Annotated in this window: 15 protein-coding genes; 8 read left to right on the top strand and 7 right to left on the bottom strand. The window is 69.6% G+C overall.

Translation table 11 applies throughout. The annotated features are described in order from the left end of the window. Positions 1-2: 2 nt before the first annotated feature. Positions 3-1,046 carry a tyrosine-type recombinase/integrase gene (locus tag KFLA_RS16810; RefSeq protein WP_237706826.1) on the bottom strand — a complete coding sequence of 348 codons (1,044 nt, stop codon included), beginning with the start codon at positions 1,044-1,046 and terminating at the stop codon, positions 3-5. Positions 1,047-1,478: 432 nt separating this feature from the next. Between KFLA_RS16810 and KFLA_RS38090 the strand changes: the two genes are divergently transcribed. Both KFLA_RS38090 and KFLA_RS16800 read left to right on the top strand, forming a co-directional pair. Beyond that, the gene (locus tag KFLA_RS38090; RefSeq protein ID WP_162471215.1) at positions 1,479-1,955 is read left to right on the top strand and encodes a hypothetical protein; all 477 of its coding nucleotides are present in this window, start codon (positions 1,479-1,481) and stop codon (positions 1,953-1,955) included. A 235-nt stretch (positions 1,956-2,190) separates the two neighbouring features. Continuing rightward, positions 2,191-3,285, top strand: a complete 1,095-nt coding sequence (locus tag KFLA_RS16800) for a coiled-coil domain-containing protein (protein ID WP_012920998.1) — start codon at positions 2,191-2,193, stop codon at positions 3,283-3,285. 306 nt (positions 3,286-3,591) lie between these two features. Here KFLA_RS16800 and KFLA_RS16795 read toward each other — a convergent pair whose 3' ends face one another. Together KFLA_RS16795 and KFLA_RS16790 are read right to left on the bottom strand one after the other, a co-directional pair. After that, positions 3,592-4,389 carry an alpha/beta fold hydrolase gene (locus tag KFLA_RS16795; RefSeq protein WP_012920997.1) on the bottom strand — a complete coding sequence of 266 codons (798 nt, stop codon included), beginning with the start codon at positions 4,387-4,389 and terminating at the stop codon, positions 3,592-3,594. 347 nt (positions 4,390-4,736) lie between these two features. After that, on the bottom strand, positions 4,737-5,522 hold the full coding sequence (locus tag KFLA_RS16790; RefSeq protein WP_012920996.1) for a MerR family transcriptional regulator: 786 nt from the start codon (positions 5,520-5,522) through the stop codon (positions 4,737-4,739). 888 nt (positions 5,523-6,410) lie between these two features. Here KFLA_RS16790 and KFLA_RS16780 point away from each other — a divergent pair. Further along, a complete protein-coding gene (locus tag KFLA_RS16780; RefSeq protein WP_012920994.1) occupies positions 6,411-8,540 on the top strand; it encodes an elongation factor G-like protein EF-G2 in 2,130 nt (709 codons plus the stop codon). 347 nt (positions 8,541-8,887) lie between these two features. Here KFLA_RS16780 and KFLA_RS16775 read toward each other — a convergent pair whose 3' ends face one another. Beyond that, a complete protein-coding gene (locus KFLA_RS16775) occupies positions 8,888-9,196 on the bottom strand; it encodes an ArsR/SmtB family transcription factor (protein ID WP_012920993.1) in 309 nt (102 codons plus the stop codon). A gap of 62 nt (positions 9,197-9,258) precedes the next feature. On the opposite strand from KFLA_RS16775, the gene KFLA_RS16770 reads away from it, so the two are divergent. Beyond that, entirely contained in the window at positions 9,259-10,242 is a 984-nt protein-coding gene (locus tag KFLA_RS16770) for a zinc-binding dehydrogenase (RefSeq protein WP_012920992.1), read from the top strand. A gap of 61 nt (positions 10,243-10,303) precedes the next feature. Here the strand turns inward: KFLA_RS16770 and KFLA_RS16765 are convergent, their stop codons facing one another. The 3 genes from KFLA_RS16765 to KFLA_RS16755 are packed head-to-tail and all read right to left on the bottom strand — an operon-like array spanning position 10,304 to position 12,863. Beyond that, the gene (locus KFLA_RS16765) at positions 10,304-11,548 is read right to left on the bottom strand and encodes a tetratricopeptide repeat protein (RefSeq protein ID WP_012920991.1); all 1,245 of its coding nucleotides are present in this window, start codon (positions 11,546-11,548) and stop codon (positions 10,304-10,306) included. Continuing rightward, positions 11,545-12,420 (bottom strand): tetratricopeptide repeat protein, encoded by an 876-nt coding sequence (locus KFLA_RS16760; RefSeq protein ID WP_012920990.1) that lies wholly within the window; start codon positions 12,418-12,420, stop codon positions 11,545-11,547. Before KFLA_RS16760 ends, KFLA_RS16765 begins: the two co-directional genes overlap by 4 nt. Beyond that, the gene (locus tag KFLA_RS16755; RefSeq protein WP_012920989.1) at positions 12,417-12,863 is read right to left on the bottom strand and encodes a hypothetical protein; all 447 of its coding nucleotides are present in this window, start codon (positions 12,861-12,863) and stop codon (positions 12,417-12,419) included. The genes KFLA_RS16760 and KFLA_RS16755 overlap by 4 nt, the downstream gene beginning before the upstream one ends. Positions 12,864-13,103: 240 nt before the next feature. On the opposite strand from KFLA_RS16755, the gene KFLA_RS16750 reads away from it, so the two are divergent. The 4 genes from KFLA_RS16750 to KFLA_RS16735 all read left to right on the top strand — a co-directional run bounded on the left by KFLA_RS16750 (position 13,104) and on the right by KFLA_RS16735 (position 15,764). After that, positions 13,104-13,508: an HIT family protein gene (locus tag KFLA_RS16750; RefSeq protein ID WP_012920988.1), complete on the top strand. Its 405-nt coding sequence runs from the start codon at positions 13,104-13,106 to the stop codon at positions 13,506-13,508. Positions 13,509-13,730: 222 nt separating this feature from the next. Further along, on the top strand, positions 13,731-14,906 hold the full coding sequence (locus KFLA_RS16745) for an MFS transporter (protein ID WP_158307286.1): 1,176 nt from the start codon (positions 13,731-13,733) through the stop codon (positions 14,904-14,906). A 4-nt stretch (positions 14,907-14,910) separates the two neighbouring features. Beyond that, on the top strand, positions 14,911-15,531 hold the full coding sequence (locus KFLA_RS16740) for an RNA polymerase sigma factor (RefSeq protein ID WP_012920986.1): 621 nt from the start codon (positions 14,911-14,913) through the stop codon (positions 15,529-15,531). Then, positions 15,528-15,764 carry an anti-sigma factor family protein gene (locus KFLA_RS16735; RefSeq protein ID WP_012920985.1) on the top strand — a complete coding sequence of 79 codons (237 nt, stop codon included), beginning with the start codon at positions 15,528-15,530 and terminating at the stop codon, positions 15,762-15,764. Before KFLA_RS16740 ends, KFLA_RS16735 begins: the two co-directional genes overlap by 4 nt. The last annotated feature ends 1 nt before the right edge of the window (position 15,765 follow it).

Here is a 15,765-nt window from a genome sequence, read left to right as displayed (position 1 = left end):
TCTCAGTCCAGCGGCGGCTGCCCCGCCGTGTCCACCGGGGACTGCCCTGCGGCGGTTGTCGGTGGCTGGCCGGCAGTGTCCGTCGGCGGCTGGCCCGCCGTGGTGGTCGGCAGCTCGCCGGCAGTGTCCGTCGGCGGATGGCCCGCCCTGGTGGTTGGGGGCTGCTCGCCGATGTCCGTCGCCTCGCGCCCTGCCGCGCGGATCGCCGCCTCGACCAGGTCGGCGGCGGTGGTGTCCCGGGTCCGTCGGCCACGGTCGTAGTACTGGGTCGTCGCGATGCTGGCGTGGCCGACGTCGGCCTGCACGTGCTGGATCCGGGCGTCCTGCTCGAGCGCGATCGTGACGTACGCATGCCGCAGCGCATGCGGGTGGACCTTGTCCGCCACGTCAGCCAGCGCGGGACCAGCCTGTACAGCGACCCGGCGGAGCAGCGCGTTGACGTCGAACCGTGAGCACCGCCCTCCGTCCCGCGTCGCGATCAGGGGACTCGTGGCCTGCGCGTTGGTACGCCCGCGCAGCGCCGGAGTTGTTGTCTCTTGCAGGAGATCGCGCTCTCCGAGGTATCTCTGCAGCGCCTCAGCGGCGAGCGTGGTCAGATAGACCTCCCGGTGCACGCCGCCCTTCCCGAGAACGCGCAGCATCTGTTCCCCGCCGGACACCACGAGGTGCTGCCGATCGAGACCGACCAGCTCGGACACCCGCAGACCGAGGGTCAGCAGCGCGACCACCGCAACCGCGCGAGCGGCGTACAGGTCCTTGAAGCGGGTGCGGTTGGGCAGCTTGGCGGCGGCTTCGAGGAGGGCGTGCAGCTGCGGCGCGGTGAGCCGAATCGTCGGCGAGGCGTCCCGCGAACTGCGGTTCAGCCCGAGCCGGGCACGATTGAGCGCTGCCGGGTTGGCCGGGACGACGCCCAGCTCGGTGAGGTGACCGTAGAACGCGGAGAGCGTGCTCAGCATGCGCTGCCGAGTCCGCTTCTCCGCCCCCGCCGCGTCGAGTAAGTGCAGCCAGGCCTTCACCTCACGTCCGGTCGCAGCCCGAGGATCCATCCCCCGGCTCGCGCACCACCGGAACCACGCCAGGTCATGCAACGGCCCTTCCCGCCCCACCGGCGGCCGCTTCTCCTCGGCCCCCTGCGCCGACCCGACCCGCGGACCAACCCCTGCTTCGCCGCGCCCACTGAGTGACAGTGAACCAGCGTCGCCTTCACTTCGCTCGCCACTTGAACCCACGCTCCCGGTCGTCACGATGTCGACCCACGCCATGGGAAGTCCCAGGGCGTAGCCGTAGGTCCGCCGCGTGCCCGCGTTCGCGTACTGGCTCAGCCAGTCCGCCACCTGATCCCGTAGCGACTCCGGGTCAGCGACCCCGGGCCAACTCCCCTCCGCGACCACCACATCGCGCCCTACCGAGTCCGCGCCAACGCGAAAGCCCTCACCTCCGACGCCGCCCCCGGCACCCCACCAAGCTTCGCCACCGGCGTGGAACTCGTCACCAGCAAACCGGTGCGCGCCGCCTCGGTAGCCATCCCGCCCACTTCGATAGCTGTCGGCGCCGTCGCCGTCGTCGGCACTGCGACTGCCGTCGCGCTCGGCCGCGCCCCCATAGCCACCATCGCTCGAAGCGCGGTAGCCGCCCCCACCCGCGGCGAAGCGATATCCGTTTTCACCCTCCGGGACGGGATATCCGTCATCAGCCTCGGCGGTTCCGCGGCCGCCGTCCCCGGCACTCCGGTTGCCACCCCCGGCATTCCGGTCGCCACCTCCGGCGCCCCGCTCGCCTCCTCCACCACTCCGGTCGCCGCCTCCGGCGCCCCCGTAGCCAACCCCGGCGCCCCCATAGCCATCCCCGGCACCCCGGTAGCCATCGCCAGTGCTCCGGTAGCCATCGCCGGCGCCGCTGAAGTCTTCGCTGCGGAAGCGTCCGTCGCGGCGCACTGCCTCCAGCACCACCAGTAGCCGATCCAGCTCTGGGCCCTCCACCACCGCTTCCTCGCCTCTCCGCGCCTGCTTCTCCGCCTGAACCCGCCTGTTCACCCCCGATCTTCGCCCAGAACCCAGTCCGCTCCCGGCTCCCACTCCGCGCTCTTCCGAATCGACCAACAAAACACCGGTTTCGTGATATCGCGGTTTGGTTTCAGAAACGCCGAACCGGTTTCACGGTTTACCAACCGCCAACCTTTAGAGTCTCCGCATGATCGTGGACGCGGCCCGATGCGGCTACAGCAAGTGCCGGCAGGAACTTCCCGCCCCCGGATTCCAGGGCGGCCGACCGAGAAGCTTCTGCCGCGACACCCGCTGGGACGGCGGCAAGACCTGCGCCCAGATGGCCCGCGCCGAGAAGGAGGCCCTCGGCGCACTGGGACTGGACGCGGGCAGCAGCACGTTCCGCCTGGATGCGGAGCGGCTGCGCGACCAGCTGGACGGCGTACGAGGTCCGGTGGAAGCGCTCACCGCGGCGCTGGACGCGGTCAGCCGACGCCTCGACGAAGTGGAAGAAGCAGCAGTCGCCGCAGTGGAGACCGCGAACGCGCAGGTCGTCGAGGCCGAGAAGGCCCGGCTGTCCGCCGAGGAAGCGCGCGAGCAAGCGGAGCTACGTACCCGGCAGAGCCAGGCGGCCGCCGAGCGAGCCGCCAAGGAACGTACGGAAGCCGTCGAGCGCGCGTCGGCCGCGGCCCGTCAGGCGCTCGATGCCACCGAAGCGCTCGGCGCCGCACGCCAGCAGGCCGAGGAAGCGACGAACGCCCGCCGGGCCGCCGAAGCGCAGGCGGCGCGGGAAGCGGAGCGGGCGGCCGGTACCGACCGGCAGCTCCGCGAGATCGCCGTCGCCGCCGAACGCCTGCTCGCCGAACGCGACGCGGCCCGCGCAGAACGCGACACCGCCCGCGCCGCCGAAGCCGACCGCCGCACGGACCTTGAAGCAGCCCGCGCGGAACTGCTCACCCTGCAGGACAAGCTCGCCGCCGCGCAGGCGAAGACCCAGGAAGCCGAAACCGCCCGCCTCCACGCCGAGGCCGCCCACGCTGCACAGACAGAGTCCACCGCCCGAGCCCTGGCCGACGCCGAGCACCAACTCACCACCACCCGCGCCCAGGCCCGCGCCGACGTGGAAGCCCTCCGCACCGAGCTCACCACCCGCGCCGAAGAACTCCACCGCCAAGCCACCCAGGCCACCACCGAACTCGAGTCCCTCCGCACCCAACTCGCCGCCCAGGACTCCCCCACCCAACGCCTCCACCCCGACGACCTGCAAACCCTCCTGACCGCCCTAACCACCACACCCCGCTGACCACCTGCCCTGTATCCCCGCGTACGGTGCTCCGTTACAACACCCAGGAGGAAGAACGCGCGCTCGGCACATCCCCATCAACCGCGTCGACACCGCGACAGCGGCATCACCGCTTGGTGGCGGATTGGAATCCCGCAGGGCGCTTGAAGTGCGCCGCAGGCGGCTTCTTCGAATTCGCATGGGCCGAAGGTCTGCGCCAGTTCCGCGAGATCCCCGATCTGCCCGAGCAAGTTGTTCAGACCTCTGGCTTGTGCGCCGTCGGCTGTCAGGCTTGTCCCGTACGGGATCCACCAGCCGGCGGTGTCGTCAGTTCCCCTGATGGTCGAGGGCAACGACCTCGCGTACCGCCTCGGCGATGGCGCGGAAGTCCTTCCGCAGGATCGAACCGTGGTTGCTGGCGACTTTCGCGCTGATTCGGATGTTCGGATTGCGGGCAGTCACCGCAGAGAGGCCGGCCCGTATCCGTTCGTGTCCGCCCTGGCTTCCGAAGGACTCCCCAGAAGCGACCACGTAGCGCGTCGGGACGGTGATGCTGTCCAACACGGGGCTTAGGTCACGCTCGCGGGCGATCTTGCCAACTTCGATGTTGCTGTCTGCCAGCTGGTCGCCGGTCATCCGTGGAGCCATACCGATCGGGCGCAGCAGCTGCAGTGGCCACCAGATTCGCTTCCATAGCCTGCGCATCCCGGGTTCCATGGACTCGTCGAACCAGTCGTAGGGTTGCGCGCCCTCCACCAAGACCGCGCCCACGGTCCGCGCCGGGTTCCGACTGGCCCAATGCGCCGCGACGAACGCTCCATAGGACCAGCCCACCACCACTGCCCGGCCCACACCCCGGGCTGCGAGGACGGCATCGACATCTCGGATGTTCGTCTCGAACGAGTAATCCGCCGAACGCTTCGATCGACCACGCCCTCGCATGTCATAAGTGATGTGCCGCCACTCCGTCCCCAACTCGGCAAGGACCCGCCGCCATTGCCGCTGAACGGCGGCGTGGCCGTTGAGGTAGATCACGGCGACACCGTCGGCGTCGGTGTCGGTGACGGCCAAGGCCGTGTCGTCCACTGGGACCATGCCGGTCCGGGTGAACTTCCGGCTGGTCATGATTTCCCCTTACTCGCAAAAGGCACGCAGGTGGCCATCGGGCGACTCGCTTTCCATGATCGTTTTGTCGAGGTGCTCCACAAGCGCTCGATCTGTGCGGGCTCGAGCTGGGTCAGGTCAATCGCACGCTCACCTCGACCGGCTCGGCGTCGGCCCGATCCAGCGCCCGCGGTCGGGATGAGGGCGACGAGTTGCACACCGCTCGCAGTAGACGCACCGGACGTGGCTGACTGGCGTCCGGCCGTCTCGACGCCGACGCCGGCCTTGTGCTGCGCTCCACCAACTCGGCCCTGCCCCGTCGCCGCCGACACGAGTAGTCGACGTCCAGTGCGAACGACACCCACAAGTTAGTCGGGGGGCTCCGCCAGCCGCTCGATCCGATTCCAACCGGCCCAGCCGCGCCTGCGCATCAGTTCCCGCAGCCGCTCCGCCCGCGGATCGGACTCGACGGCAAGTGCGTCCAGAAGGTCGATCGGTAGGGCGTCGTGCGCGAGCTCGTCGGGGTTGATCTCGCCGGAGGTGTAGGCCTGCTCGGCCAGGTCGGCCATGGTGTCGGCGGCTTCTGCCAAACGCGGGTCGTCGTCGCCTGTGTCGTCGCTTTCGAGGATCTCCGACAGGATCCGGTAGAGCCGGACAAGTCGCGGGTCATCGAGCTGCGCTATTTTTGCGGCGATGACCGTGGGGATGTCTTCGGGCCAGGCAGCGACAAGCAGGATCCATCCGTCCCTCTCAGCCTCGACCATCCGCTCTGATACCCCGAGCTTTCGCAGCAGACCGAGGTAGGAGATCACCTCCGGCGGGAGCGCCAGACTGTCCCCGGCGGCGAGCTGCGCGATGTGTTTGCGGCTGGTCTCAAGCCGTTGGATCTCGTCGTGCAGCCGACTGTCGATCCGTTCAACCGCTTCGGCAAAGGTCGATGCGTCGGCCTGCAGCATCTGGCCGATCTGAAACAGCGGTACGCCGGCGTTGGCGAGGGTTCGGATCTTGATGAGCGACACGACTGCCTTTGCGCTGTAGCGCCGGTAGCCGGAGGCATCCCGGTCTGCTTCGGGCAGAAGTCCGATCTGATGATAGTGCCGCACCGCCCGCACCGTGACGCCGGCATACGCTGCCAATTGACTGATAGTCAGCATGCTCTGATCCTGCTCCCAACCTCGCCTAGAACCCCGGTCGGCGTCAGCTGAGGAGTCTCGCGACGGTAGGAGAATAGCGAACAGGGAGGCAACGAGGCCGGCGCTCCCGGGCCCGCCCGAGGATTGCGCGCCCCTGGACTCGATCGGCCGTTGGGCGGGATGCTCATAACAACCAGCATGCAGGGTTGACGTCGCGTCAGGGTCAAGTCCGCCGGCCGGGAACGCGCCCGGGTGTCCGGGCACATCCGCCGCGCCTACGCCTCCAGGGTCGCCGGCTATCGCCGCCGGCCAACCGACACCGACCTGGTCGACGAGCGGGGCCGATGCGACTCCACCGGAGCCGATTCGCTCTTCTCCGCCTGGGCCAAGGACTTCGCCGCCCCCAACTGCCGGGTCTGGCTGCTGGGTGTGAACGAGGCGTCCGACAAGGTCAACGCTCACCGTCCGCAGTCGACGCCTTTCACACCCCGCGGGCTGGGTCCGGCAAGAGGCACGGCAACGTGTTCCGGACCTGGGCAGATGAAGAATCGTGACGGCTGACCAGACAACCTGCCGGCTTTCGACGACCTACAAATCCTGTCGGAACGACTGGCACACCGAGGTCGGTCCGCCGGCCGGCGCCCGTCGGAGGTGGTCGAGCCTGCCAGCTTTCCCGCCGCGGCGGGCCAAGGCGGTCTGGGACCTTGGACCTCGCCGCACCAGCCGTTCTGGCGGGCCTCGTCGATCCGTTCGCGCAGGTTGGGCCATGATCGCGCCGGGACGACCGCGGGCTGTGGGACCTGCCGGCCGGCAGACCAGCGCTCTGCAACTGAGTTGCTGGTAGGGCGTTGGAAGGTCTTGTGCTGGGCGGGTGCTTGGGGGAATGGTGGCTCAACAGGAGGAACCGTCATGGCAGACAAGGCGAACACTTCCCAGGCCGGCGCCGCTCCCACCGCGGACGATCCTGCCGCCATCCGCAACGTGGTGCTCGTCGGTCCGTCCGGCGGCGGCAAGACCACTCTCGTCGAGGCCCTGCTGGTCGCCTCCGGGGTGCTCACCAGACCCGGGACCGTCGTGGACGGTACGACGGTGTGCGACTGCGACGACGCGGAGATCCGGCAGCAGCGTTCGGTCGGTCTGGCGCTGGCCTCGCTCCCCCACAACGGCATCAAGGTCAACCTGATCGACACTCCCGGCTACGCCGACTTCGTGGGCGAGCTGCGGGCCGGGCTGAGAGCGGCGGATTGCGCTCTCTTCGTGATCCCGGCCAACGAAGGCGTCGACGAACCGACCAAGACGCTGTGGCAGGAGTGCGACCACGTCGGCATGCCCCGGGCTGTCGTGATCACCAAGCTCGATCACGCCCGCGCGAACTACGAGAACGCGCTCTCCGCCGCTCAGAACGCGTTCGGCGACAAGGTGCTGCCGCTCTACCTGCCGGCCGGCCAAGGCGTCATCGGTCTGCTGTCCCAGACCCACTACGAGTACGCCGACGGCCAGCGCAGCACGCACCCGCCGGACGCGTCGTTCGCGGACCGGATCGAGCAGCTCCGGGGCAGCCTGATCGAGGGCATCATCGAGGAGTCCGAGGACGAGTCCCTGATGGAGCGCTATCTCGGCGGTGAGGAGATCGACCAGGCGGTGCTGATCGAGGACCTGGAACGTGCGGTCGCCCGCGGGTCGTTCTTCCCGGTCATCCCGGTCTGCAGCGGCACCGGCGTCGGCACCGTGGAACTGCTGGAGATCGCAACCAGCGGGTTCCCGTCGCCGCTGGAGCACCAGCTGCCCGAGGTGTTCACCCCGCACGGCGTACCGCGGCCGAAGCTGAGCTGCGACCCGAACGGGCCGTTGCTGGCCGAGGTGGTGAAGACCACGTCGGACCCGTACGTCGGCAGGGTCAGCCTGGTGCGGGTGTTCTCCGGCACCATCAGGCCCGACACGGTGGTCCACGTGTCGGGCCATTTCACGTCGTTCTTCGGTGAACGCAACAGCCACGCCGACCACGACGAGGACGAGCGCATCGGAACGCTGTCGTTCCCCCTGGGCAAGCAGCAACGCCCCGCAAGCACGGTGATCGCCGGCGACCTGTGCGCGATCGGCCGGCTGACCCGCGCGGAAACCGGGGACACGCTCTCCGACAAGTCCGAACCGTTGCTGCTGAAACCTTGGACGATGCCCGAGCCGTTGCTGCCGATCGCCGTGCAGGCCCGGGCGAAAACCGACGAGGACAAGTTGTCGGGCGGCCTGCAACGGCTCGCTGCGGAAGACCCCACGCTGCGGATCGAGCAGAACCCGGAGACCCACCAGATCGTGCTCTGGTGCATGGGCGAGGCGCACTCGGACGTCGTACTGGACGCGCTCGCCAACCGGTACGGCGTCAAGGTCGACACCGTCGAGCTGCGGGTGCCGTTGCGGGAGACGTTCGGGGGCAAGGCGAAGGGGCACGGGCGGCACGTCAAGCAGTCCGGCGGCCACGGCCAGTACGCCGTCTGCGACATCGAGGTGGAGCCGCTGCCGGAGGGCGACTTCGAGTTCGTCGACAAGGTTGTCGGCGGTGCGGTGCCGCGGCAGTTCATCCCGAGCGTGGAGAAGGGCATCCGGGCGCAGATGGAGCGTGGCGTGGGCGCCGGGTACCCGATGGTCGGCATCCGCGTCACGCTGCTCGACGGCAAGGCGCACAGCGTCGACTCGTCCGACATGGCGTTCCAGATGGCCGGCGGCCTGGCGCTGCGCGAAGCGGCCAACGCGACGAAGGTGAACCTGCTCGAACCGGTCGACCTGGTCTCGGTCCTGGTGCCCGATGACCTGGTCGGCGCGGTGATGAGCGACTTGTCCGGGCGACGCGGCCGGCTGCTCGGCACGGACAAGGTCGGCGACGACCGCACGCTGGTCAAGGCCGAGGTGCCGCAGGTGGAGATCACCCGCTACGCCATTGACCTGCGCTCGCTCTCCCACGGCGCCGCGTCGTTCACCCGCAGCTTCGCCCGCTACGAACCCATGCCCGACTCCGCCGCCGCCCGACTCAAGTCCAGCACCTGACCCGCAGCCACGTGCCCACGTCCACCACCGTTGAGGGGATAACCCGCCACGTGCTGGGTCCACCGGTCCGCAGATCGGGGGAGAACCCACAACCGCGGGGGATGTCCCTTCGTTCGCCGCGGAACAGCCCGGAACAGCAGGGTCAGCCGCAGCAACGGCAGGATCGGTACCGGAACCGCTGTTGTGGCGGCGGGACAGGGGCGGACGGCGCTGGGATTGGTCATGGCGAACGGTCGGCCTCCGGCGGGGCCGCAACCGCACCGGCTGCCAGGCCACCATCAGCATCGACCTCACCACTCCAACCGACCCGGAGGTCCGACCCGCGCCGTGATTGCACGGCATCGGCGTCAGAACACGTCACGCAGGGTTTCCAGGAGGCGGGCGATGTTCGCCTCGTCGCGACGGTAGTAGGTCCACTTGCCCCGCCGGGTGGCGACCACCAGCCCTGCTTGCCGCAGCATTGCGAGGTACTGCGAGGTGGTCGACTGCCCCAGGCCCGTGCGCTGCTGGATGTCGGTCACGCAGACACCGATCTCGACGTCGTCGAGCTCCTGGCCGGGGAAACTCATCGGGTCCTTGAGCCACACCAGCATCTGGCGGCGGGCCGGGTTGGACAGGGCCCGGAACACAGCCAGCAACTCCGCCTCCGAGAACATGCGGCGATCGTAACGCACAGACATATTGACGATTCGCGATATTGCGATCTAAGGTCGTTCGCATGTCGACGTCGATGCATGTGATGGAACTCGTCCGCTTCGGTGACGCGGACACCGCGTTCGCCACCCGAGAGCTGCCAAGACCCGCTCCCGGACCCGGCCAGGTGCTGGTGCGCGTGGAGGCCACGTCCGTGAACCCTCTCGACCTGCAGACCCGGCGCGGCGACTACCGCGACCAGGTGGCGCTGCCCGCGGTGATCGGCAACGACGTTTCCGGCGTGGTGGTCGAGACCGGCCCCGGGGCAGACGACTTCCAACCGGGCGACGAGGTCTGGTACCTGGCGCCGATGTTCGCCGGGCAGGGAACCTACGCCGAGTTCCACGTGGTCGACCAGGCCCTGGTCGCCCGCAAACCCGCAGGGTTGTCGCACGTCGAGGCCGCCGGTCTCGCGCTCGTGGGCGTGACGGTGTGGGAGGCGCTGGTCGAACGCGCCGGGCTGCGGGTCGGGGAACGGGTCTTGGTGCACGGCGGAGCGGGCGGGGTCGGCTCCATCGCCGTCCAGCTCGCCAGCGCGCTGGGAGCCGAGGTGGTCACCACGGCACGGGCCAGGGATCACGAGTTCGTCACTGGACTGGGAGCCGACATCGCGATCGACTTCTCGGCTGGTGACTACGTGCCGCAGGTCCGCGCGCTGGGTGGCGTGGATGTCGTCCTGGACACGGTGGGTGGGGACACCCTCGCCCGCAGCCCGGAGGTCCTCGCCGACCGAGGCCGCGTGGTGTCCATCGTGGACATCCCCGAACCTCAGCAGCTGCTCGCTGCGTGGGGCGTGAACGCGACCTATCACTTCGTCTTCGTCAGCCCGGGCCGGGCGAAGCTCGCGGCACTCGGCCGGCTGGTCGACCAGGGCAAACTCCGGCCGGTGATCGGCGCCGTGGTACCGCTGGCCGACGTTGCACAGGCGCACACACTGTTGGAGGGCGGCTCTGTCGGCGAGGGCCGCAGACGCCCACGCGGCAAGATCGCCGTCGCTGTGCACCAGTGAGTGTGCGGAGTCGTTCGCGTTGTCGGCGGTTGTGGTGATTCCGTGTCGGGACGGATGCGGGTCAGGACAGCCGGCGGCGGACGTCCTTCGAGCGGAGGTACGCCGCGGCGTCGTCGTACCGCTCGGACTGATTCGCGAACTCGATGTACGACCGGACGCGGTGCAGCCAGTCGAGCGTCGACGGCTTCACACCAGGGAGCGCTCTCTCGAGGTGCTGCATGCTGAGCGGTGGTTCGCCGCCGGTCGCCAGTGCCTCGTCGATCACGTGGTCCACGCCGCGTTCGACCAGCGCGCGCAGGTCGGCGCCACTGAACATCGCGGTCGTGGCGGCCAGTGACTTCAGGTCCAGGCCGGCCGACGGGACGTCCTTCAGTACGACCGACAGGATGTCCACCCGGGCCGGTTCGTCCGGCGGCGGTACGAAGATCACCCGGTCGAACCGTCCGGGCCGCAGCATCGCCTCGTCGACGTCCCACGGCGCGTTGGTTGCCGCCAGCACCAGTAGGCCTTCGTTCTCCGAGCCGATCGCGTCCAGCTCCTGCAGCAGCACGTCGACCAGCCGGCGCGCCTCCGAACCGCCGTGCTTGTGCCGCGCGAACGCGAGCGCGTCGAGCTCGTCGAGGAACAGCACGCACGGCGAGTTCGCCCGGGCGCGCTCGAAGGCCGCGTGCAGGTTGCGCTCGGAGACGCCGAGGTACGGATCCATCACGTCCTCGATCCGGACGTTGACGAACGGCAGCCCGCACTCCCCCGCGGTCGCCCGCGCCAGCAGCGTTTTGCCGCACCCGGGTGGGCCGTAGAGCATCACACCGCCACCGGACCGCCGCCCGTACTTCTGGTACAGCTCGGGCCGGCTCAGCGGCAGGATCACCATCCGGTGGATGATCCGCTTGATCTCGTCCATGCCGCCGACCTGGTCGAAGGTGGTCGTCTCCTTCGGTGCGTCGCTGACGAACTCCTCCCCGTCGGGCTGCCCGATCTTCACCTTCACCCCGGTCCGGGTGGAGATCATCTCGTCGACCAGTTGCTGGAGCCGGCCGGTTCCCTCGACGATCCCGGCCTGGCGAGCAGCTTCGAGACAGCTCCGGAGCAGCGCGAGCCGCCCGTTCGCGGCCGCCAGCTCGCCGACCGCCACCAGCTGGTCCTCGGGCAGAGCCTGCTGATCCAGCAGTACGACGTACTGGTCGAGCGCGGGCTCGGTCTCGCCGGCGGCGACGAGCGTCTCCGCCAGGACCAGGCGGAGCAGGACGTCGTCCGGGTTCGCCTCGACGGCCTTGCGCAGCGCGGAGATCCGGTCGTTGCTCATCGTCCCCACCCTCGGTCGAGCCAGCGGCGCAGCAGCGGCGGCACCACCCACGAGTACACGCAGAACCCGAACCAGCCGATCGCGGCGACGAAGGCGAGCGGTGCCAGTCCGAGCAGCCGGAGGCCGTAGATCACGGCGACCGCGCCGATCCAGACCGCCAGCGGGTTGAACCGCTGGAACGGCCGCAGCGGACGCATCAGCGGGTGGTTCGCGAGCCGGGCCGCCCGGGCGGCTTCGCGCAGATCGGGGTCACCGGGATTCGCGGCCGCTGCGGACGCGAGAGAGCGGTATCCCGCGTTCGCGTCGCCGGTGAGCATCGCCGACGTGCCGTGCAGCGCGCGGGCGTGCGGGTCGTCGGGATCGGCAGAGAGCGCTTCCTCGCTGTGCCGGTGCATGTCCTTGTCCTTGCCGAGCGCGAACGCCACCTGCGCCCGGGCTGCCGACACGGCAGGACTTTCGGGAGCGAACGCCGCGGCGCGTTCGACCAGCGCGTTGGCCTTCTCGGCCTGGCCCGCGGACAGGCAGACCATCGCGTAGCCGAGCAGGAGGTCGGGCTCGTTCGGGTCCAAGCTCAGGCCCTGCAGCAGTGCCGCCTCGGCCTCGGGCAACCGGCCTTCCACCCGCAGCGCCGCACCGAGGATCTGCAGGAGCGGCAGGAACGGACCGTGGTGCGACAGGCCGTCCCGCAGTACGTCGATCGCCTCGGCGTTGCGGTCCAAGGCGTGCAGCGCGGCGCCTCGGAAGAGGTAGGCGCGGTAGTCGAGCGCGGCGTCGCCCCAAAGCCCTTGAAGTTCGTCGAGCGTGCGCTCGGGTCGGCCGATCTGCAGCCAGTGGCCGGCCAGTTGCAGCCGGGCTTCGGTCGGCTCGTTCACAGCGCCACCGCCACGGCGGCGAGCACGCCGACCTCGAGAATGCCGCAGCCGATCACGGCGGCGATGCCGGGACCCCACAAGGAGGCGTAGTCCGCGCCGCGCAACTGGAACGCGCGATCCATCGGTTGCTGCAGTTTCAGCTGGACGAGGCAGCAGGCCACCGCCACGATCCGGGTCGCGACCCGCAGGCCGCTGCTGCCGTCGTCCTGGGTCAGCAGCGTCACCAGCACCGCCGACGCGGCCAGCGAGACCGCTCCCGTGAGCAGGATCAGCCGCCGCTTGGCCGCGTCGATGCCGAGCCGGCGCGCGTTGAAGAACGCGATCACCGTCACCGCGATCACGCCGCCGAAGAACGCGACGTACGCCTGCGGCAGCAGCCGCCACGGCCGCACGGACAGGTCGACGCCGGCGGTGATCGTCGGCCGCAGCAGTTCGTCCGGCATCTCTTCCCCTCACATCGGCCCCGAGCCACGCGCAGTCTAAGCGAGCGCCGGTCCGGCCCAGGCTCGCGCAGTCTAGGCGAGCGACGGTCCGGTTGTCCCCGGTCGTCCGGCGGCCCGGAATTCGCCGAGGGGTCCCGATCATGGAGATCTACTCCGGGGCGACCGAGCTGCGGCACGATCAGCCGGACCGTGCCGGAGCCGGTAGCCGTCGTCGTACGACGGCGGCTCTAGGCTGGGCGGATGACTGAGAACTGCCTTTTCTGCGGAATCGTCGCGGGAAACATCCCGTCGCAGCAGGTCGCCGAGAACGAGCGGGCGATCGCGTTCATGGACATCAACCCGGCCACCCGCGGGCACCTGCTGGTGATTCCGCGGGTGCACTCGACGGATCTCCGGGAGAGCGCTCCCGAGGATCTCACCGCGGCGACGTTGCTGGCCCAGTCCCTGGTCAGCCGAGTGATCGAGCGCCTCGACGCCGACGGCGCGAACCTGCTCAGCTGCATCGGCGCCGACGCGTGGCAGAGCGTGTTCCACACCCACCTGCATGTCGTCCCGCGGTACAAGGACGACCCGCTGCAGCTTCCGTGGCACCCGGCGCCCGGGGACCTGGACGCCATCGCCGCCACCGCTGCCGAACTGCGCTGACCACCGCCAGCACGACGCTCACCGACGACGTCGGCGACCAAGGGTGACCGCGGCCGGCGATCACCGACGTCAGCTCTCGTGTAACGCCTCGGGTGGTTCCTGACACTGCACCGGTGACAGGAACCACCGAGCGCACCCGGGGGCGTCATGCCGACCGCTACCACCACCCAGCCACCAGCCGGGACTCCGGCCACCACCGGGAGCGGGCTTGCCCGTCGGCTGGTGCCACTGCAACTGATGGCGTTCGTCCAGGCGGTGGCCTTCTGGGTCCCGGTGGAGAAGCTGTTCATGACCGAGATCGGCTTCGACGCCGCGACCATCGGCGTGATGGCGGCCGCCTACGCCGCGCTCGTGCCGGCCGCGGAGATCGTGTCCGGCGTGCTCGCCGACCGCTGGTCCCGTCGCGGCGTGCTTGCGCTGGCCGGGATCGCCCTGCTGATCGCCGTACTCGTCGGCGCGCTCAGCCAGAACGTGATCACCTACATCGCCGCCGCCCTGATCCTCGGCCTGTACTTCGCGCTGTACTCCGGCACGGTCGAGGCGATCGTCTACGACACCGTGCTCGAGGAGACCGGCACCAGTACGGCGTACGAGCGGGAGATCGGGCGGATCAGGCTGGTCGAGAGCATCGGGCTGGTCCTCAGCGCCCTGGCCGGCGGCTGGATCGCGGCGGCGACGTCGACCCGTCTGACGTACTTCCTCACGCTGCCACCGGTTGTGCTGTCGCTGGTAGCGCTCGCCTGGTTCCGCGAGCCTCGGCTGCACGAAACGAGTGAGCGCTCTCCGCTACGGGAACACCTGCGCGTGACGGTTCGGGCGATCGTGCACCGGGGGCGGCTGATCCCGATCGCAGCGGCGTCGGTCACCGCGGCCGTGATTCTGCAGGCCATGTACGAGTTCGGGCCGCTGTGGCTGATCGAACTGTCGGCTCCCGCCGCGTACTACGGACCGTTCTGGGCCGGCATCGTCGGCGCGCTCGGCGTCGGTGGCCTGCTGGCCGGCCGCCTCCACCTCGAGCGTCGGTTGTCGGTGGCAACAGTCGCCGCGGTGATGGGCGGCTGCGGAGCCGTCCTGCTGACCAGCCGGAGCCTGGCGGCTGTCACCGTTGCGGTCGTCGTGCTGACCTTCCTGGTCGTGGTCGTCGGGATCCACGTCAGCCACCTCATGCACGACGCCGTTTCGTCGACGATCCGGACCGGAGTGGCGTCGGGCATCAGCGCGGTGTCATGGATCGTGTTCCTGCCGTTCGCGCTCGGCTTCGGCGCGATGACGAAGCAGACCGGCGTCCACACCGCGGGCTGGTTGCTCGCGGCTCTTGTCGTTCTGGCGGCGGCAGCGCTGCTCTGGGTCGCGCTCTCTCGCCGGATCTCACCGGGGACCGAGCCGTCATTACGCTGAGGCGATGGACGAGCTCCCGGTGGACGGCGACCTGATCCGGCGACTGCGGGATCGGGACGAGAGCGCGTTCACGCTCGTTCTCGACCGGTGGTCCCCGGGCCTGCGGCGGCTGGCCCGGACGTTCGTGTCCACGGACGAGTCCGCCGCCGAGGTGGTGCAGGAGACCTGGCTCGCCGTGATCGAGGGCATCGACCGGTTCGAGGGCCGATCGTCGCTGCGAACGTGGGTCTACCGGATCCTCACCAACACGGCGAAGCGCCGCGGCAGCCGCGAGCGCCGGGTCGTTCCGATCAGCAGCGACGACGGGCCCACGGTGGATCCGAGCCGCTTCCAGGAGGACGGGCCGTTTCCCGGGCACTGGTGGGAGTTCCCGCCGGCCTGGCCGACACCGGAGCAAGGCGTGCTGCGGCATGAAGTTCAGGAACTGCTGACGCAGACCCTGATGCAGCTGCCGGAGCGTCAGCGCGTGGTGCTCGCGCTCCGGGACGCGGACGGCTGGTCGTCCGAGGAGGTCTGCGAACTGCTCGGCGTCACGGCGGCGAACCAGCGCGTCCTGCTGCACCGCGCGCGGGCCTTCGTCCGCGGCAAACTGGAGCAGTACTACACCCAGGAGGCGACCTCGTGAACGACCTCGACTGCCGGCGGTTCGTCGAGCTGGTGACCGCGTTCCTGGAGAGCGCTCTCGCACCGGAGCAGGAACAAGAGTTCGTCGACCACCTGGCGCGGTGCGACGGCTGTGACCGCTACCTCGACCAGATCCGGCAGACCACCCAGGCCCTCGACGGCCTGCCCGGTGAAGCGCTCTCCCCCGAGATCCGCGCCACCCTGCTGGATGCCTTCCGTCACCGTCCGCGCTGAA

Origin of the sequence: Kribbella flavida DSM 17836 (assembly GCF_000024345.1) — a bacterium.
In the GTDB taxonomy this organism is placed as follows: domain Bacteria; phylum Actinomycetota; class Actinomycetes; order Propionibacteriales; family Kribbellaceae; genus Kribbella; species Kribbella flavida.
Note: the sequence above shows the minus strand (reverse complement) of the source record. Positions and strands in the feature narration are given on the sequence as shown.